Source organism: Candidatus Microthrix parvicella Bio17-1 (assembly GCF_000299415.1).
In the GTDB taxonomy this organism is placed as follows: Bacteria; Actinomycetota; Acidimicrobiia; order Acidimicrobiales; family Microtrichaceae; genus Microthrix; species Microthrix parvicella.
This window is the reverse complement of record NZ_AMPG01000001.1, coordinates 394846-413206: the sequence shown is the minus strand read 5'-3', so window position 1 is coordinate 413206 and position 18361 is coordinate 394846. Positions and strand designations below refer to the sequence as shown.

At 67.1% G+C, this 18361-nt stretch carries 16 protein-coding genes and 1 pseudogene; 7 read left to right on the top strand and 10 right to left on the bottom strand.

The features are described 5' to 3' along the window. Nucleotides 1-25 precede the first annotated feature (25 nt). From MPARV_RS0101945 to MPARV_RS22010, 4 genes are all read left to right on the top strand, one after another. The gene (locus MPARV_RS0101945) at nucleotides 26-1639 is read left to right on the top strand and encodes a DNA polymerase Y family protein (protein ID WP_020377040.1); all 1614 of its coding nucleotides are present in this window, start codon (nucleotides 26-28) and stop codon (nucleotides 1637-1639) included. A gap of 48 nt (nucleotides 1640-1687) precedes the next feature. Then, nucleotides 1688-2428 (top strand): response regulator transcription factor, encoded by a 741-nt coding sequence (locus MPARV_RS0101940; RefSeq protein WP_012230562.1) that lies wholly within the window; start codon nucleotides 1688-1690, stop codon nucleotides 2426-2428. Between the two features lie 3 nt (nucleotides 2429-2431). Next, nucleotides 2432-3832 (top strand): sensor histidine kinase, encoded by a 1401-nt coding sequence (locus MPARV_RS0101935; protein ID WP_012230564.1) that lies wholly within the window; start codon nucleotides 2432-2434, stop codon nucleotides 3830-3832. A gap of 151 nt (nucleotides 3833-3983) precedes the next feature. Further along, a complete protein-coding gene (locus tag MPARV_RS22010; protein ID WP_155852282.1) occupies nucleotides 3984-4577 on the top strand; it encodes a M23 family metallopeptidase in 594 nt (197 codons plus the stop codon). A gap of 17 nt (nucleotides 4578-4594) precedes the next feature. Here the strand turns inward: MPARV_RS22010 and MPARV_RS0101925 are convergent, their stop codons facing one another. From MPARV_RS0101925 to rarD, 3 genes are all read right to left on the bottom strand, one after another. Continuing rightward, a complete protein-coding gene (locus MPARV_RS0101925) occupies nucleotides 4595-5041 on the bottom strand; it encodes a hypothetical protein (RefSeq protein WP_020377038.1) in 447 nt (148 codons plus the stop codon). A gap of 116 nt (nucleotides 5042-5157) precedes the next feature. Then, a complete protein-coding gene (locus MPARV_RS0101920) occupies nucleotides 5158-7029 on the bottom strand; it encodes a M3 family oligoendopeptidase (protein WP_020377037.1) in 1872 nt (623 codons plus the stop codon). Nucleotides 7030-7092: 63 nt separating this feature from the next. Then, complete coding sequence (gene rarD, locus MPARV_RS0101915) at nucleotides 7093-8076, bottom strand: EamA family transporter RarD (protein ID WP_020377036.1); 984 nt, start codon at nucleotides 8074-8076, stop codon at nucleotides 7093-7095. Nucleotides 8077-8203: 127 nt separating this feature from the next. Here rarD and MPARV_RS0101910 point away from each other — a divergent pair, with 127 nt between their 5' ends. The 3 genes from MPARV_RS0101910 to MPARV_RS0101900 all read left to right on the top strand — a co-directional run bounded on the left by MPARV_RS0101910 (nucleotide 8204) and on the right by MPARV_RS0101900 (nucleotide 13150). Further along, on the top strand, nucleotides 8204-9340 hold the full coding sequence (locus tag MPARV_RS0101910; RefSeq protein WP_020377035.1) for a glutamate--cysteine ligase: 1137 nt from the start codon (nucleotides 8204-8206) through the stop codon (nucleotides 9338-9340). Next, the gene (locus tag MPARV_RS0101905) at nucleotides 9324-10580 is read left to right on the top strand and encodes an amidohydrolase (RefSeq protein ID WP_020377034.1); all 1257 of its coding nucleotides are present in this window, start codon (nucleotides 9324-9326) and stop codon (nucleotides 10578-10580) included. Before MPARV_RS0101910 ends, MPARV_RS0101905 begins: the two co-directional genes overlap by 17 nt. A 155-nt stretch (nucleotides 10581-10735) precedes the next feature. Next, nucleotides 10736-13150 (top strand): tetratricopeptide repeat protein, encoded by a 2415-nt coding sequence (locus MPARV_RS0101900; protein ID WP_031277049.1) that lies wholly within the window; start codon nucleotides 10736-10738, stop codon nucleotides 13148-13150. A 127-nt stretch (nucleotides 13151-13277) separates the two neighbouring features. Here MPARV_RS0101900 and MPARV_RS22005 read toward each other — a convergent pair whose 3' ends face one another. From MPARV_RS22005 to MPARV_RS0101870, 7 genes and pseudogenes are all read right to left on the bottom strand, one after another. Then, nucleotides 13278-13766: a hypothetical protein gene (locus MPARV_RS22005; protein WP_020377032.1), complete on the bottom strand. Its 489-nt coding sequence runs from the start codon at nucleotides 13764-13766 to the stop codon at nucleotides 13278-13280. 39 nt (nucleotides 13767-13805) lie between these two features. After that, nucleotides 13806-14656, bottom strand: a pseudogene (locus tag MPARV_RS20640) (ABC1 kinase family protein); the annotation flags it as partial. Between the two features lie 172 nt (nucleotides 14657-14828). After that, nucleotides 14829-15233 (bottom strand): globin, encoded by a 405-nt coding sequence (locus MPARV_RS0101890; RefSeq protein WP_012230580.1) that lies wholly within the window; start codon nucleotides 15231-15233, stop codon nucleotides 14829-14831. Then, a complete protein-coding gene (locus MPARV_RS0101885) occupies nucleotides 15230-15484 on the bottom strand; it encodes a GlsB/YeaQ/YmgE family stress response membrane protein (protein WP_012230581.1) in 255 nt (84 codons plus the stop codon). The genes MPARV_RS0101890 and MPARV_RS0101885 overlap by 4 nt, the downstream gene beginning before the upstream one ends. A 54-nt stretch (nucleotides 15485-15538) precedes the next feature. Next, on the bottom strand, nucleotides 15539-16270 hold the full coding sequence (locus MPARV_RS0101880; protein ID WP_020377029.1) for a PIG-L deacetylase family protein: 732 nt from the start codon (nucleotides 16268-16270) through the stop codon (nucleotides 15539-15541). An 8-nt stretch (nucleotides 16271-16278) separates the two neighbouring features. Next, nucleotides 16279-16965, bottom strand: a complete 687-nt coding sequence (locus MPARV_RS0101875; RefSeq protein WP_012230583.1) for a potassium channel family protein — start codon at nucleotides 16963-16965, stop codon at nucleotides 16279-16281. Further along, nucleotides 16958-18313, bottom strand: coding sequence for a TrkH family potassium uptake protein (locus MPARV_RS0101870; RefSeq protein ID WP_020377028.1), 1356 nt, complete (start codon nucleotides 18311-18313; stop codon nucleotides 16958-16960). The genes MPARV_RS0101875 and MPARV_RS0101870 overlap by 8 nt, the downstream gene beginning before the upstream one ends. Between the last annotated feature and the right edge of the window lie 48 nt (nucleotides 18314-18361).

Sequence of the window (18361 nt, the reverse complement as noted above, 5' to 3'; positions counted from 1 at the left end):
TGGACCTCACCGGGGGCCCGAGCGGATGCTGTCGTTGTGGTGCCCTGATTGGGCGGTGGTTGCATGGGGGGTACCGTCCGATCAGCCGTCGGTGGTGCTCGCAGCCAACCGGGTGGTTGCGGCCAACCAGGCGGCACGGCGCGACGGCGTGGCGATCGGCCTCCGTCGCCGTGAGGCTCAGGCGCGCTGTCCCGAGGTGCGGCTGCTCGATCGTGACCCCGCTCGTGAGGCCCGAGCATTCGAACCGGTGGTTCGGGCGCTCGACGCGGTGACGCCCAGGATCGAACTGCACCGGCCGGGTCGGGCGTCGTTTCCTGCCGGACCACCGGCCCGTCATCTCGGGGGTGACGAAGAGCTCGTGACCCGGGTGCTGCAACTCACGACTGAGGCGATGTCCGATGGGTCGAAGCTGTTCGAAGGGGCGGTCAGGGTGGGCGTGGCCGAGGGGGCCTTTGCCGCACGCACGGCCGCCCGGCGCGCCGTCGATGGCCCGCTGATTGTTCGACCCGGCACCACGCCGGCATTCCTGGCCGAGCTACCGGTGGCCCAACTGCGTCGCGATGATGCCCGCCGGGAGGAGTTGGTCGACCTGTTGGAACGCCTGGGCTTGCGCACCCTGGGGGCCTTCGCAGCGCTGGATCCGGCGGATGTGGCCGGGCGCTTCGGCGCAGCGGGTCTGGACGCCTGGCGCCTGGCCTGGGGCGACGACGACGTGCCCACTGACGCTGTCGAGCCCCCCGTCGATCTGCGGGTGATGCGAGAACTGGACCCGCCCGCCGAGCGGGTGGATGCGGCAGCGTTCGTGGTGCGGGCCCTGGCCGAGGAGTTCCACGGCGCGCTGACCGCCCGGGGCCTGGCGTGCGAGTCGGTGGTGGTGATCGCCGAGACCGAGCACGGCGAGCGCATCGAGCGATGCTGGCGTCACGAGGGGGTGCTGAGCGCCACCGGGGTGGCCCAACGCCTGCGCTGGCAGCTGGAGGGCTGGCTGTCAGGAAGGGGTGCAGGGGGCAGTCCGGCCCATCGCGTACCGTTGGCCGAACGCCTCCAGGGTGGGGTGGTGCGTCTCGAGCTGGTGCCCGACCGGGTGGTGGCGGCCACCGGCCGGCAGCTGGGTTTTTGGGGTGGCCGCGACTCGGCGTCGGAACGAGCCCGTCGTGCGCTGGCCCGGGTGGAGGGCCTACTGGGTGCCGATGCGGTGCTGATGTTGGAGCCCGCCGGCGGTCGGGCGCCGGGGGAGGGGGTGGCGCTGGTGCCCTACGACACCCGGCTGGACGGCGGCGCTGCGGCCGGTGTGCCCGCCCGGTCCAGCACTCCCAGCCCGTGGCCCGGCCGGCTTCCGGCACCCGCCCCTGCGGTGGTGCACGACCCACCGCTGCCCACCCGGGTGATCGATGGCGAGGGTCGGTTGGTGGGGGTCAGCGGTAGGGGGCAGTTGAGCGCGCCACCGCAGGCGGCGGAGGTGGGTGGCGTGCGGTTGGAGATCACAGCGTGGGCCGGGCCGTGGCCCATCGATGAGCGGTGGTGGGACGCCACCGAAGGACGCCGTCGGGCCCGTATCCAGGCGGTGACCGCCGATGGCGTGGCCCGGCTCTACACCGTGGAGGCCGGGCACTGGGGCGTCGAGGCCACCTACGACTGACCGGTCGCCGCAGGTGCCGCCACAGATGTGTTCTCAGGTTGGTCCCCGATGGAACGCGCCGGCAATGCCATGACGGGTAACAATGGTGCGGTGCGAGTACTGGTAGTTGACGACGAAGTAGAGCTGGCCGCGGCGGTTGCCCACGGATTGAGGGAGGAGGGGTTCGACGTCGACGTCACCAACGACGGCAAGGACGGCTACGAACGTGCCCGTTCGGCCACCTATGACGCCATCGTGTTGGACATCCTGCTTCCGGGCATGAACGGTTTCCAGGTGTGCCGATCTCTGCGGGAGGCGGGCGTGTGGACGCCAATCCTCATGCTGACGGCCAAAGAAGGCGAGTACGACGAGGCCGAGGCGCTCGATACCGGCGCCGACGACTTCCTGCGCAAGCCCTTCAGCTACGTGGTGTTGATCGCCAGGCTGCGAGCGCTGACCCGTCGGGTGAACGAGGGTGCGCTGGCACCGGTGATCGTGGGCGACCTGGAACTGGACCCCGTGGGTCGCAAGGTGCGCCGCGATGGAACCGACATCTCGCTGTCGCCTCGGGAGTACGGGTTGTTGGAGGTGCTGATGCGCCGTGCCGGCGAAGCGGTGCCCAAGCGCGAGCTGCTGGAGCAGGTGTGGGGCCAGGATTTCGCCGGTGACCCCAACGTGGTCGAGGTGTACGTGGGCTACCTGCGGCGCAAGATCGACCGGCCGTTCGACCGCGAGGATCTGCGCACGATTCGCGGGTCGGGGTACATCCTGGGCAAGCCCCCGGCACATGCCGACACCTCCGGGGGGTAGGCCATGACCGCCTGGTCACGAATGTCGGTGCGAGGTCGCCTGACCCTCACCGTGACGGTGGCCTCGGCAGTGGCGTTGCTGGCGCTGTCATGGCTGATGCTGTTCTGGCTGCGCGGCGCACTGGTGAGCGAGGTGGCCCGCAGGAACGATGTTGCGCTGGATGCTTATGTGGACTTTGCGAGGAAGGAGCCCAAATCGGTCACCCAATTGATCCTCGCTCAAAATTCGGAGGCGGTGACGCTTCCGGTGAGGCTCTTGACCCCCTTGGGCGTAGGGCCCAGCGACACGCTGGCGGCGGTGGCCTTCGAGCCGTATCCGACCCCGGGCATGGTTGTGCCGGAATCGGGGCGGGACCCACTGGTGCTGGCGCTTCAGGGTCGGGAGCTTCCCCGCGAGGTGGATCGATCAGAGTTCGTGACGAAATCGAAGAGGGTGCCGACTGAACAAGGCATACTGATCGTGCAGGTGGCCACCAGCCTGAGTGACGTCAACCGCAGTGTCGCGGTGGTCCGATTGGCGCTGTGGGTGGTGGTTCCGTCGTTGCTTGTGGCCGTCGGGATGGGCTCGTGGGTGATGACCCGTCGAAGCCTGGAGCCGGTTGCCGACCTACGACGCCGGGTGGGGGACATCACCTCCCGGACACTCGACGAGCGGCTGCCGGTGCCGCCGACCGACGACGAGGTGGCACACCTGGCCGTCACCATGAACGCCATGTTGGATCGGTTGGAGGCCAGTTCGAAGCGGGAGCGTCAGTTCGTGTCCGATGCGGGACACGAACTGCGCAGCCCGGTCGCCGCAATCCGGGCCCAGGTGGAGACGGCGCTGGCCTATCCCGACACCGCCGACTGGTCGTCGGTCGGCGTCACCGTGTTGGCCCAGGGCGAACGGCTGGACCGCCTGGTCGGTGATCTGTTCACGCTGGCGCGCCTGGAGGAGGGTGCGTTCGGCCCGGTACCGGACACCGAGGTCGATCTGGACGAGTTGGTGCTCGAGCAGGTTGGGCACCTCAAGGGCCGGCGGCTGGACCTGTCGGGCTTGAGTGCGGCCCGGGTGCATGGCGATGCGGGTCAGTTGGCCAGCGTGGTGCGCAACCTGGTGGAGAACGCCGGGCGTCACGCCTCGGAAACGGTGCGGGTGTCGGTGGGTACCGAAGGGGACTACGCCCGAATGGTGGTCGAGGACGACGGGCCGGGTATCCCCGCCGAACAGCGGGACATGGTTTTCGAACGCTTTGGTCGGTTGGAGGAGGCTCGCAGCCGAGATCGCGGGGGCGCCGGCCTGGGCCTGCCGTTGGCCGGTCGGATCGTTGCTCGCCACGGCGGCACGCTGGAGTTGGACGACAGCGAGTTGGGCGGGGCCCGCTTCGAGGTCAGGCTGCCGCTCGCCCAGCCCGAGCCGGAGTGACTCCTTGACCTCCACTCCGCCATCCTGCCTTGTATGACGGTTGGGTGTCGGTAAGCCCCCCATTGTGACGATATGCTGGTGATTGTGACGATGAGGTAACGATTGATCCGTGTGTGGGTGCCTGCCCGCCATCAGTCGTTGTCACGTGATCATGAACCTGTCTCCCCGTTTCCCCGACCTGTCGTCGCGCGTGCGCTCGGTTGCAGCCGGACTTGTTGTTGCGGTGGCGCTTGGCGCCGCCGGATGCGTCGCTGCGCCTCACTCGGCGGTCACAACCACCAACGCCGTCAATGGATTTGATCGGTTTCCGGTGGTTGGCCCGGTGCGTTACCAGAACGACTACGGATTCTCCAGGGGAGGTGGGAGCCGTCGCCACCAGGGTGTGGACGTGATGGCCACTCGGGGACAGAAGGTGGTGGCCATCGAGTCGGGCACCATCACCACCAGGGTGTACTCGTCCAGCTGCGGGCATTCCCTGGGAATCAGCGGCGATGACGGCGGCTACTACCTCTATTGCCACATGAACAACTATGCGGCCGGCGTTGCCAAGGGTGGCCGGGTCTGGGCCGGAAGGCCGGTGGGTAACGTCGGCAGTTCCGGCAACGCGGCATACGCCTATCCGCACCTTCATGTGGAGGTTCACCCCGGCGGGGCCACCGGTGCTGCACGCAATCCCTATGAACGGCTCCGCGACGCCGAGCGCCGAACCGGCGTCATCACCCGGCCACCCACCGGTTGGCGTTAACCGGGGCGCTGGATGGCTCAGTCGACGGTCCGGTCGATCCAGTCGGTCACGCGCCGTCGATGGCATCCAGCGTGGTGTCGCCGCCGACCCCTTGGGACGCCGCACTTCGAAGATCCAGCACGCCGGCCACCGAGACGTCGATACTCCAGGTTGGCCACCGGGTGGCCCCGCTCCAGCAGGTCGCAGGCCAACGGCTTCATCAGGTCGGCGCCATAGGTGTCTCTCCAGAAGCCGCCGTGGATCAGAGCGGTCAGTTCTACTGAGCGGTTGATCTCGTTGGCGGCAGTGGTGGACACGGCTGTTGGGAGCGCCACATCGATCCAGTGGCTGGGAGCGTCCCAGTAGGCCGGCCGCTGGGCGCCTGCTACCTCGGGCAGCGAGTTCGCATCGGGTCCGTCGCCGTGAGCCGTGGGCTTGACACACCCGGTGAGCGCGGTCGGCCCGGCCCCGAGGCCGACGCCCATGGAGCGGCGCAGCAGGCTTCAACGATTCGTGTGCCTGCCATATCTCCGGCGACGTGGCGTCTGGCGGAACACCGGCCACGAGCACCCAACGTCGTTCGCACCCCCGGTTCGCCGGATTACGACAGACGTCCGGCCGCCCGCGCTGCGGCCTCGGCCGCGTCCAACTGCCCGGCCACGATGTCGAGTCCGGCATCCCAGAAGCCCGGGTCGGTCAGGTCGCAGCCCACCATGGCGGCCAGGTCTTCGGGGCTCTTCGAGCCGCCTGCGGCCAGCATGTCCAGGTAGCTGGGCACGAAGGCCTCGCCCTCGGCCTGGTAGCGGGCGTACACCGACAGCGCCAGGAGCTGGCCAAACGCGTAGGCGTAGACGTATCCGGGGGTGGCCATGAAGTGGGGCACATAGCTCCACCAGTTTCGGTAGCCGTCGGTGACCTCCACGGTGTCCCCGAGCAGCTCGGTTTGGGTGTCGGCCCAGTGGTTACCGAAGTCGTCCACCGACAGCTCGCCGACGTCTCGTCGATGGGTGTGACACGCCGCTTCGAAGCGGCTCATCGCCACCTGGCGGAACACGGTGGCGATTGAGTCCTCCAGCGTGGACGCCAGCAGGGCGAAGCGTTCGTTGGGGTCGTCCAGTTGGGCGAGCAGTGCATTGTTGGTCACCGCCTCGCCGAACACCGAGGCGGTCTCAGCCATCGTCAGTGGCGTGTCCTGGGCGAAGATGCCCTGGGGGCGGGCCAGGTAGGCGTGGATGCCGTGCCCCAGTTCGTGTGCCAGCGTCAGCACATCCCGGTTCGAGCCGGTCCAGTTCAACAGCAGGTACGGGTGGTGGCTCGCCACGGTGTAGGCGCAGAAGGCGCCCGGTCGCTTGCCGGAACGCACCGGGGCGTCGATCCAGTTGCCGTCGATGAACTCTCGCACGATGCCGGCCAGCCTGGGGGAGAAGCTGTCGTAGGCGTCGATCACCAGCGATGAGGCCTCGCTCCAGCCCACCTTGCGGTCGCTCTCGGCCACCGAGGCCGAACGGTCGTAATCGGCCAACCGGTCCAGGCCCAACACCTGGGCCTTCAACGAATACCAGCGTCGGGGCAGGTCGTAGCGGGCCACCACCGCCTCGATCAGGGCGGCCACCGACTCGTCGGAGGCCTCGTTGGCCAGGTTGCGGCTGGACAGCCAGCTTGGGTACGAACGCAGCCGGTCCTGCACCGACTTGTCGAGTAGCAGCGTGTTGTAGATGTAGGCCCGGGTCCGCAGCCCGGGCTCCAGCGCGTCCGAAACGGCCTCGGCGGCGTCGGCCCGCACGGCACGGTCGGGGTGCTGCAGCAACGACAGACCCTCCTCCAGCGATGCGGTGCGCGCACCACCTGGTGATGATTCGGGCATCGCCACCTCGATGGCCGAGGTCTGTTCGTCGAAGAGGCGCACCCAGGCGGCGGCGCCGCTGACCGATGTTTCGGTCAGCACCTGCTCTTCGGCCTCGCTCATCAGGTGATCGCGGTAGCGACGCATGGTGCGCAGGTGATGGGCGCAGAAGTCCAGCGCCGGGTCGGCCAGCAACGCCTCGGCCTGCTCGTCGGGCACCGCTGCCCATTCCAGCTCGAAGAACACCAACTTGGTTGACAGCTCGGTGGCGGCCTCGGACAGATTTGCCATGGCGGCGCCACGTTCGGGATCGAGGCTGTTCTCGGCCAACCTCAGCCCCACGTACGAGCCGGCTCGACCGAGCAGATCGTGGAGGTCGCCCAGCCGGTGCATCAGCGTGGCCAGCCCGGCGGCATCCAAATCACCGACCGTGCCTCGGGCTGCGGCAACCTCGTCGGTCACTTTGGCGGCGCGTGCCATCAGGTCGTCGGTGGTGGTGCCGTCGAGCAGGTCGTCGAGTTCCCAGGCAACGTCCGCAGCAGTGAGATCGGCGGCGGTGAGGTCGGCTTCGGCTGCCTCGGCGGTGTCGAGAGCGTCGGTGTCGGCAGGGGCGTTGGGCGGGGGAGTCATGGGCGTCCAAGCTACCGGCGTCGGCCCGTCGGCAGGCCGTCACCGCGTGGTTGCCGGTGCTGGTTACCGGTCGTCGGTTTTCGCCTTCTGAACCGCGGCCGTGGCGGTGGTGCGCGCCGCCCGTCGTACGCCGGCCTGACGGTGACCCTGGCGGAGCCCGTCGGCGCTCAGCAGCGCAAGCGCCACCCAGACGCAGGCGAACCCGGCCAGCCGGGCCGGAGGTACCTCTTCGCCAAACACGAACACTCCCAGGATGAACTGGATGATCGGGGTGAGATACTGGAGCAGGCCGATGATCGACAGCGGTATGCGGTTGGTGGCCACGCCAAAGGCCAGCAGTGGGGCGGCGGTGACGGCACCGGCGGCCAGCAGCAGCAGCTTCATGCTGATCGGCGCGGCGGGGAAGTCCAGTTCGCCGGCGACCAGCGCCCAGCCCATGCCGCCCAGGGCGAGGGGTACGACCGCAAACGTCTCCGCGGTCAGGGCCTCCACGGCGCCCAGACCCACCTGCTTTTTCAAGAGTCCATAGGTCCCGAACGATGCCGCCAGCCCCAGGCTGACCCAGGGCACCGAGCCGTACCCCAGCACGAGGACGAGCACCGACACCGCCCCGGCGATCACCGCCGCCCATTGCAGCGGGCGGAGACGCTCGTGCAGCACGAGCACGCCGAGCAGCACGGTGACCAGTGGGTTGATGAAGTAACCCAGCGAGGCGTCGACCACCCGGTCGTTGGTCACCGCCCACACGTAGATCAGCCAGTTGGCGGATAACAACACCCCTGCCAACGCCACCGAAACGGTGCGGCGGCGGTCGGCCAGCAGCGGACGGACCCAGCCCCAGCCCGCCCCGAGTGACAGCACGCCGACCATGAGCACCGCCGTCCAGATGACGCGATGCCCGATGATTTCCAGGGGTGAAGTGGGCTCCAGCCGATGGAAAAACAGCGGGAACAGGCCCCACATGGTGTAAGCGCCGATTCCGCCGATCACCCCGATGCGGTACTGGGCGGCTGCGTGCTCCTCGGTGCTCTGGTCGGTTTCCGCCACGCGGCGCACGCTACCGGCGTGGGCTGGCAGCGGCCGACCCTGCGGATGCTGAGCCAAGCGTCACGCCGTTGTCTGGCGCCACCTACCATGGGCCGATGATCCGTGAATCCCTCGTTCGGGCCGAGCCATGACGATCGAGTTCCATTCGTCGCCAACTTCGTCGTTGGGGGTGGAGGTGGAGCTGAGCCTGGTGGATCGGGAGACTCACGGGCTCACCGCGGCGGCCACCGACACCCTGGCCGATGTGGAGCCTGACGACGGGTCCGAGCATCCGGCGCTCAAGCACGAGCTGTTTGAGTCGACGGTGGAGACCATCACCGGCATCTGCGACACGGTGAGCGACGCACGGCGCGACCTGGAGGCGGGCATTTCCGAGCTGCGCCAGGCGGCAGATGCCCGAGGGGTTGGCCTGCTGTGTTCGGGCACGCACCCGTTCAGTTCCTACCGCGACCTGCAGGTCAGCCCGTCGGCGCGCTACCAGAAGCTGCTCGACGAGATGCAGTGGCCGGTGCGTCGCCTGGCGATCTACGGCATCCACTATCACGTCGGGGTTCGGTCGGCGGAGAAGTGTGTGGCGACCGTCAACTCGCTCACCACCTATCTGCCGGTGTTCCTGGCGCTGTCGGCGTCTTCGCCGTTCTGGCACGGCTACGACACAGGGCTGGCCTCGGCTCGAACCAAGATTTTCGAGGGTCTTCCCACCGCCGGGTTGCCGCCTCGGCTGACCTCGTGGGTCGACTTCGAGGCCTTCCTCGATGCGCTGATTCGCGCTGAGGCGATCGAGTCGGTGCGGGAGGTGTGGTGGGATGTCCGCCCTCACCCCGATTTCGGCACGGTCGAGCTGCGGATGTGCGACGGTATGCCAACGATGACCGAGATCTGTGGCGTGGCGTCGCTGGCTCAGTGCCTGGTGGCGTGGATGGATGCGCAGATCGACAACGGGGTGCCCCTGCCCGGAGTGCGGGAGTGGGTGGTGCGTCAGAACAAGTGGCTGGCCGCCCGCCACGGGTTGGATGCCCAACTCATCGTGGATGACAACGGCAATCGGAAGCCGGCCCGCCAGATCGTCGACGAGTTGGTGGAGTTGTTGTCGGGCACGGCGGCCCGCCTGGGGTGCTCGGACGAACTGGCTTCGTTAAGCGACCTGGTACGGACCGGCAACTCGGCCGAGCGGCAGCGCCGGATCGTGGCACAGGGTGGCACCTTGGTGGACGTGACCGCCGCCCTGCAACAGGAACTCCTGACCGATGCCCCCGTTGGCTGAGGACGCGTCACCCCAACCGGTGCCCCCATGGCTCGACGGGTTTCTCGATGCCCACCTCGACGAACTGGTGGCGTTTCGCCGCCGTTTGCACGCTCATCCCGAGGTGTCGTGGGCCGAGGTGGAGACCACGGCGGCGGTCATCGACCGGCTCCGTGTCGCCGGTCTTTCGCCGTCGCAACTGCCCGAAAGCACCGGGTTGGTGTGCGATCTGGCCACGGGGACCGCATCGTCCTTCGAGGCACCGTCCGACGGTCGCCCGGTGGTGGCGCTGCGCGCCGACCTGGACGCGCTCGCCATGGAGGATGAGAAGGACGTGGCGTATCGGTCCACCCTGCCGGGTGTGGCCCATGCGTGTGGCCACGACGTGCACACCACGGTGGTACTCGGTGCGGCGCTGGCGCTCGCCGAGGCGGTTAAGGAGGGCGAACTCACCGGCGCCTTCCGATTCATCTTCGAACCTGCCGAGGAGGCGTTGCCGGGTGGGGCGCCCAGCGTGATCGACGCCGGAGCGTTGGGCGGTGTCAGCTCGATGCTGGGGGTTCACTGCGATCCCAAGATCGATGTCGGCCAGGTGGCGCTGCGAACCGGGCCAATCACCTCGGCCGCCGACATGGCACGCATCACCATTCTTGGCCCGGGCGGTCACACCGCCCGTCCGGAACTCACCGTCAACCTGTTGGCGGTGCTGGGCCAGGTGCTCAGCCAGGTGCCCGAGCGAGTGGCCAAGGCGGCTGCGCCCGCAGAGGCGTTGGTGGTGTTCGGGTCGACCCACGGCGGTGATGCACCCAACGTCATTCCCACACGAGCGACGGCCACAGCCACTATTCGCACCCCGGATGTCGAGGCGTGGGAGCACGCTGCCGAGTTGTTGGAGCAGGCGACCCGGGCGGTGGTCGAGCCGACCGGCGCCACGCTGGAGTTCGCTTATCGCAAAGGCGTGCCACCCTCGGTCAACGCTGCTGCCCCGACCCGCTCCCTTCGCCGGGCGGCGGCCTCGGTAGTGGGGGAACACAACACCGTCGAGGCTCAACACAGCCGCGGTGGCGACAGTTTCGCCTGGTATGCGCGCCAGGTGCCCGCCTCGTATGCCCGCCTGGGCACGTTCAACCCGGCCTCCGGAGCGCCCCGCCCCGACATCCACTCCGGCGCCTTCGACGTCGACGAGCGGTCGATTGGAATCGGGGTTCGACTGTTGGTGGGGGCCGCACTGGCCGAGCGCGACCGCCTGGCATCCGGCTGAGTCGTCCTGACGCCTTCTTCCATCGACCCGTGTCGGTGGAGGGTGCTCAGACGTATCGGTAGTATCTGGGTACGGGCGGCAACCGAGGGGGTCCTGCCATCGAATATCTGAGCCCGCCTTTGCCGCCTGCAGCGCTGCTCGAAGAGCTGCGCTGCATGGCGTCGGGCCTCGGTTTGGTCCACCCGATTCGGCCTCCAATTGTGGTGCTCGGGGGCAACGCCCGTTGGGTCAGCGAGCACATCGCGAGCGAAGGGTTGGGCGTCCCCAGCATCGGGGTTGCCTCCATGCTTCCCAGGGCGGGACCGGACGACGAACTGCTCGACGAATTGATGGATCTGACGGGTCAGTCGGGCGCATTGCTTCTGCCGGTCGTTGGGATTCTGGCTCCGCTCACCAAGCTTTCCCGTCGCATGTTGGCTCGTTGGAAGCAGAGTCCGCCGTCGACCGCTTCGGACATGCTCTGGGAGTCGATCACGGAGTTGGCTCGTGATCGACCCCGGGTCCTCGTGTTCGGAGATGTGACTGATGCGGCCCAGACGGCGTTGTGGCAGACCATTCGTTACGTCCTGACCACCCACCTGCCACACCCGTTGTTGGTGGTGTGTGAGGCCAGCGGTCACGAATTGCTCTCTGGACGGCAGCCGGACGTCGGTGCGGTTGGAGCCGAGTTCCCTGCTTCTTCGGCGTTGGCAGACGTGATTGCAGCAAGGGATCAGGGCATTGCTGTGTTTCGTTGGATCGGCATTCTCGATCGCGTACAGGTCGAGCGTTGGTTAGGCGCCTGCAGTATCGACGTCGCTGACCGCCTGATTGCGGTCTCCGGGGGCAGCACGACGGACGCGGCCAAGGTGTGGCAGGCGTGGCGAGCCGCCCACCGGGTGGCTCGAATCGACGGAGCTTGGCGATTCACCAGCTCCGAAGAGCCCATGGAGGACGACATCCGACGGATTCTTGCTCCGCTCAGCGGAGAGCGCAGGTACGCCGGGGCTGATGCGCCGGAAGTAGCTCGTCGCGCCCTCCACTTGGCGGCACTGAGCGGTCCGACCTTCTCTGGAACTGCCGTGTCGACCGTCGTGGCGGAAGAGTACGGGTGCGAGACGGACGAGGTCCTCGACCTGCTCGATGATTTGGTCGACCAGAGTGTCCCGGCACCACCCGAATTGGGAGGTCGTCCGTTGGTCTCGAAGGCGGGAGCCATACACACCATTCGAGATCCTGTAGAGGCCAACGGTGACTACCACTGGACCTATGGGTGGCGATCCGAAACTCTGCGACGATTTCTGGCAGCTACGGATGGGCCAGCATCGGTGGTGTCAGCCGAGAATCGGCGAAGTGCGAGCCGGTTGGTGGAAGCGGGGCGAGACGCGTATGGGTGGCATCCCGAATTCTTCGATGCAACCATCCCGCTGCTTCGCTTGGCCGGGCGACCTGACGAGGCCGAAGTATTGGTTGAACGGCTGGCTAACCGCACGAGGCGTCGGATGCTCGAGCCTCAGGCAACGGCGATGTTGGCTGGGCCGACCGACGACCCATTGGCCGCCGAACCATTGACCTCGCTTTGCTTCGAACTCATCACTTGCGGATTTCCGAAGCTTGCGATTGCGGTCGGAGAGCGCAGCGTCAGCTGTGCTGAAGCTGGGAGCAACCTGATGGCGCAGGGATTCGCCAGCCTACGTTTTGGAGAGGCGCTGCATCAGAGAGGAGATGAACGCGCAGTCCCCCGGTTGAAGCTAGCCGTCAACAAGCTGAGAAGGGTGTTGGAAAGCGACCCCGACAACCCCACCTACCTCCGCGCCCTCGGGATCGGACTCGGGGCTCTGGGGGACGACTACCGGGGTCAGGGCAACCTGGCTGACGCGGTTGGAGCACACACCGAATCTGTCACCCACCGACGGAGGGTGTTGGAAAGCGACCCCGACAACCCCACCTACCTCCGCGACCTCGGGATCGGCCTCGGGGCTCTGGGGAACGCCTACCGGGGTCAGGGCAACCTGGCTGACGCGGTTGGAGCACACACCGAATCTGTCACCCACTATCGGAGGGTGTTGGAAAGCGACCCCGACAACCCCACCTACCTCCGCGCCCTCGGGACCGGCCTCGGGGATCTGGGGAACGACTACCAGGGTCAGGGCAACCTGGCTGACGCGGTTGGAGCACACACCGAATCTGTCACCCACTATCGGAGGGTGTTGGAAAGCGACCCCGACAACCCCACCTACCTCCGCGCCCTCGGGATCGGCCTCGGGTCTCTGGGGGACGACTACCGGGGTCAGGGCAACCTGGCTGACGCGGTTGGAGCACACACCGAATCTGTCACCCACTATCGGAGGGTGTTGGAAAGCGACCCCGACAACCCCACCTACCTCCGCGACCTCGGGATCGGCCTCGGGTCTCTGGGGGACGACTACCGGGGTCAGGGCAACCTGGCTGACGCGGTTGGAGCACACACCGAATCTGTCACCCACCGACGGAGGGTGTTGGAAAGCGACCCCGACAACCAAAGGTGGATTAGCGAGTTGGATCGGGCATTACAGAAACTCACCGATCTTCGGGGCACGAACGAGAACTAATTGGACACACAAGGTGACGGTCAATGTGTGTGGATATCGTCACAACGCGTCCGCAGGTCAAACAGTGTCGATATCCACACAGTCCTGCGGCGTTGGTCTTCACCTCACCGGTGAGTCCTGTTCGTCGTTACTGGCCAGCGTCGTCCGTCTTCGCAGCCGCTGGGTCGTGGCCAAGGGCGGTGACGAAGAACTCGCGGTCGTCGAACAGCGAGACGTCCCGCATGTACATCTTGCCGTAGCGCTCGAAGTACATCAGCTGTTTGGACAGCAGGAAGGTGGCGCGGTCGAAGTCGGTGGCCACGGCACCTTCGGTCTCCACCAGCTTGCGGGCCTTGCGCTGCTCGTTCAGCCGCTGGATTCGGGCCTTGAACGAACCATCAGCCGGGTCGATCCCTGAGGCCTCGGCCACCGCCCGCTGGGGTGCCAGAATCAGGTCGGCCAGGCTGACCTGCCCAAAGGGCTGGGTCAGCACCGGTTGGATCATCATCTTGATGAACGCGGTCAGCCCGTCGTCGTCCCACCCCAGTGCCGCCTCGATCACGTCGCCGTAGTTGCGCTTGAACACGGCGGCGATGTCGGTCCAAGCGGTCTCGTCGCCCAACGCGGCCTCGATCATCTTCCGGAAGAGCAGATGGGTGTCGGGGTCGAGCCGCCCGACGATGCCCCAGTCGATGACGCCGATGCGTCCGTCGGGGCGGAACAGCAGGTTGCCCGCGTGTACGTCGCCGTGGAAAGTGCCCCAGCGCAGTGCGGTTAAGAGAAACGCTGCACCACCTGCTGGACCACGGCACCGGCGTCGGTGCCGTAACCGTCGATCGTGGCCAGGTCGTCCACCGGCACACCGTCGATGAACTCCATAGTGAGCACCCGGCCGTTGCTCAGGTTGGGGTACACCATCGGCACGGTCACCATCGGTAGGTCGACGACGCCCAGCAGGTCACGGAAGTGATCCATCGCCCGGGCCTCGTTGCGCAGGTCGAGTTCCTCGCCCAACTGCAGGCGGAATCCGTCGAACTGTTGCAGCATTGAAACGGCGGCCTGTTCGCCGGTGAATTCGACCACCTTGGCCAGCAGCGGTTGCAGCAGGTCGAGATCCACCGCCACCCGACGGTCGACCCCGGGACGTAAGACCTTGACGGCCACCTCGTCGCCTTCATGGGTGGTGGCGCGGTGAACGACGGCGATCGAGGCTCGGCCGATGGGTTCGGGGTCGAAGGTGGCGAAGGCATCTTCGAGTGAGCGGCCGAGTTGGTCCTCGATCAGCGCCCGAACCTCGTCGGCGGGTACCGCCGGACCGGTGTCGAGGCAGCTGCGGAACTCCGCAGCGACCCCCTCGCCGAACACGCCGGGGGCGGAGCCCACAAGTTGGCCGAACTTGAGGAACGTGGTGCCCAGGTCTTCAAACGTGTGGCGGAGCGCCGGTACCCAGTCATGGGTATTGACCTGGCGGTGGCGGGCACCGTGGGCAAGCACCGGGCCAAACCGTCGGGCGACCACCGCTCCCATCGCCGCCGCCCGCCTGGTTCGTTCGGCGACGGTGGTGGCGGGCAGACGCCGCCCGAACAGGTAGGGCGGGTCGAGTGCCACGGCATCGGCCGCTTCCAGCTCCTCGGTTGAGATGGCTATGGCGGTGCCGGTTTGGGCTGGCGGTGGCATCCGGGGATGCTACCGAGCATGCTCAGCGGGCGTTGACGAGGTGGTCGGCGGCCGAGGCGAAGTAGCTGATCAGCTCGCTGCGCTCGGGCTCGGCCACCTCAAGGACGTCGATCGCTCCGGCCATGGCCGCCAGCCACTGGTTGCGGGCGGTGGCGTCGATCCGATACGGGGCGTGGCGCATACGCAGGCGCGGGTGGCCCCGCTGTTCGACGTACGTGGTGGGCCCACCCCAGAACTGCTCGAGAAACATGCGCAACCGGTCGCGGGCACCTTGTAGATCGTCGAGGTCCGGGTAGTGACCGAGCAGTTCGGCGTCGGCCTCGACTCGATCGTAGAACTCGTCCACCAGGCGCTTGAAAAAATCATGGCCGCCCACCCGTTCGAACAAGGGTGGCGGAGCTGGTGTGGAGTCGATACCGACGCTCATCGGCTGAGTACCCGGACGAGCACCAACAGCCCGCACGCGCCAAGCACCGATCCGATGAAACCGCTGGTTGCAAACTCGATGCCGCGGCCATCGATCAGGTTGCCCACGGTGCCGCCGATCAGCGAGCCGATCACCCCCAGAAAGACGGTGCCGATACAGCCCAGGTCGCGTCCACCCCTGCCGGACGGCACCAGCATGCGGGCGATGAAGCCTGCGAAGAGGCCGAAGATGATCCAAATGAGCAGTCCCATCCCACCAATCTGCCACGCGGCGGAGGCGGCGGGTGGCAGTGGGCGCTGCGTCGGCTACATGGGCACGACCTCGAAGCTGGCGGCAAAGTCGACCCCGAAGCGCCGGCCCTGCTCGGCGGCCACATCGGTCAGCCACTGCTGGGTTGCGCCGGGAGTGTCGTCGACGTGATCGAGGTAGAGGCGATGCTCGGCCAGCGACGCCATGCCGGTGGCGTGGGTGGCGGAGGTGTCCACCCAATGGGTGGCCTGCGGCGAACCGCCGAAGGCGACGAACCGAGTGCCCTCCCATGCAGGTCCCCGGTCGCCGAACACCCACGGGTTGGCGGCGTCGCGCACCGCATCGAGCAGGGCCACTCCCACATGACGGTGGTCAACGTGGTTCCAGCCCGGCACCCCCCAGGTGTCGCGATGGTTGATCGACAGGATCACCTCGGGTCGGTGGTGTCGGATCGCCCCGGTCAGGTCGGCACGCAGCTTCAGGTCGGCCTCCACCAGGCCGTCGCGATGATCAAGAAACGACAGGTCGGTCACGCCGACAACAGCGCAACTGCGATGCTGTTCCTCCTCGCGCAGCGGGCCACATTGACCTGGAGGTAGTGAGGAGATACCCGCCTCGCCTCGGGTGACCAACACGTAGGCCACCTCCTTACCGGCAGACGTCCAGCGAGCAACCGCAGCGGCGGCGCCGTACTCCATGTCGTCGGGGTGGGCGACCACCGCCAACGCCCGCTGCCAGTCCTCGCGCATCGGAGGCAGTTCGTTCGTGCTTGGTGCTGATTCGACCATGGCTTCCTCTACTTCTGTCGGGTGAACCTCTCGGCGGCGTCGGTGTTGGCCGCTACCAGCAGGATGTCACCCTCGCCGATCACAGTGTCGGCGGTTGCGTAGGTGAACGGCGCCCCCATGGGCTTGATGCTGACCACGGTGATGCCAAAGCGGCTGCGGACTTTGAGCTGTTCCAGCGTTTTCCCGATCATCGAGACGGGCGCGGCCGCCTCGACGAGGGCGAACCCGTCATCGAGCTGAAACCAGTCGATCATTCGTCGGGTCACCTGATGGGCAACCCGCACGCCCATATCACGCTCGGGGAACACCACCTCGGTGGCACCGATCCGTTCGAGGATGCGGGCGTGAGGTTCGGTGAGGGCCTTGGCCCAGATCGACGGGACCTCCAGGTCGACGAGCGCAGCGGTGGTCAGGATGGATGCCTCGATGTCGGTGCCGATGGCAACCACCGCCGCGCTCACATCCTCGGCGCCGATCTGGCGCAAGGTCTCCAGGCGGGTGGTGTCGGCCTCGAGGACGTGGCTGAGTGCGCTGGCGTGGTCGGCGACGAGGTTGGGGTCGAGGTCGACCCCCATGACGTCGTGACCCATCTCCTCCAACGAGATGGCGAGCGCCGAGCCGAAGCGGCCGAGACCGATCACCAGCACGGTGTCGGCGTGGCCCAGTGGGCCGAGGAGTGTTTGGTGTTTAGCCAATGAGTGGACGCTCCTCGGGATACTTGAATCGACGGCTGCGCTCGCGGAGCACCAAGGCGGCGCCGAGGGTGATGGGCCCGACCCGTCCGACAAACATCATGACGATCAGCACCGCGTGGGAGCCGCCTCCGAGGGTGGGCGTGATGCCGGTGGTCAGGCCGACGGTGCCAAACGCGCTGGTGGCCTCAAACAGGCCTTCGCCCAAGGGAACGCGATCGAACGTCACCAAGGCCATCGTACCGGCCGCGACCAGCGCGACGCCGGAGAGCGCCACCGTGATCGCTTGGCGTTGTGCGGCCGCGGGGATGCGTCGCCGAAACGCATCGACCTCGCGGTCGCCGCGCAGTTCCGCCCAGATCACCCAACCCAGCACGGCAAACGTGGTCACCTTGATGCCGCTGGCGGTGGATGCGCTGCCGCCTCCGATGAACATCAACACGATGGTCACCAGGATCGAGGACTCGCGCATGGCGCCGTAGTCGATGGTGTTGAACCCGGCGGTGCGGGGCGTGATGCCCTGAAAGACACCGGCCGTCACCTTGTCGATCACGCCCATCGGTCCGAGCGTGCTGGGGTTGGTCCACTCCAGCACCAGCACGGCGGTTGCGCCAACGACGATCAACACGCCCGTTGCCAACAGGGTGATCTTGGTGTGCAGCGACCAGCGCTTGGGGAAGTGGTACTGGCGTCGGAGCTCCATCAGTACGGGGAAGCCGATGCCGCCGAGCACGATCGAGGTGGCGATCACCCCCGAAATCCAAGGGTCGTCGACGAACCCAACCAGATTGTCGCTGAACAGTGCGAAACCGGCGTTGTTGAACGACGTCACGGCGTGGAACAGCCCAAGCCAGGCAGCTCGACCTACCGGCTCGCCGTGTATGCCGGCGAACCCGATGAACAGGGCAGCCGCAACCGTGGCCTCGACGCCCATCGACCACTTGAACACCCCGAGGATGACCGAGCGAAAGTTGGCGGCGCCGTCCAGGTTGACCTCTGCCTGGGTGGCCAGGCGGTGACGCAGCTCAAGCCGGCCTGCCAGAGCAACGGCCACCACCGAACTCACCGCCATCAACCCAAACCCGCCGATCTGAGCCAGCACCATGATCACCACCTGGCCAAAGTGGGTCCAGCCCGACGCGGTGTCCACCACCTGTAGACCCGTGACGGTGCCCGCCGACGTGGCGGTGAACAACCGGTCGCCAAAGCTGTAGTCCACCCCGGTGGTGGCGATGGGCAGGTGTAGGAGGGCTGCTCCGCTCAGGATGACCGCGATGAACCCGACCACCACCACCTGGGATGGATGCCAACGGCGGAGCGGGCCGTCCCACAGGCGTGATCGGTCGGCCACGTCCAACAGGGTAGAGGTACCGGCCCAACGGCGTCCTAGTGTGGATGC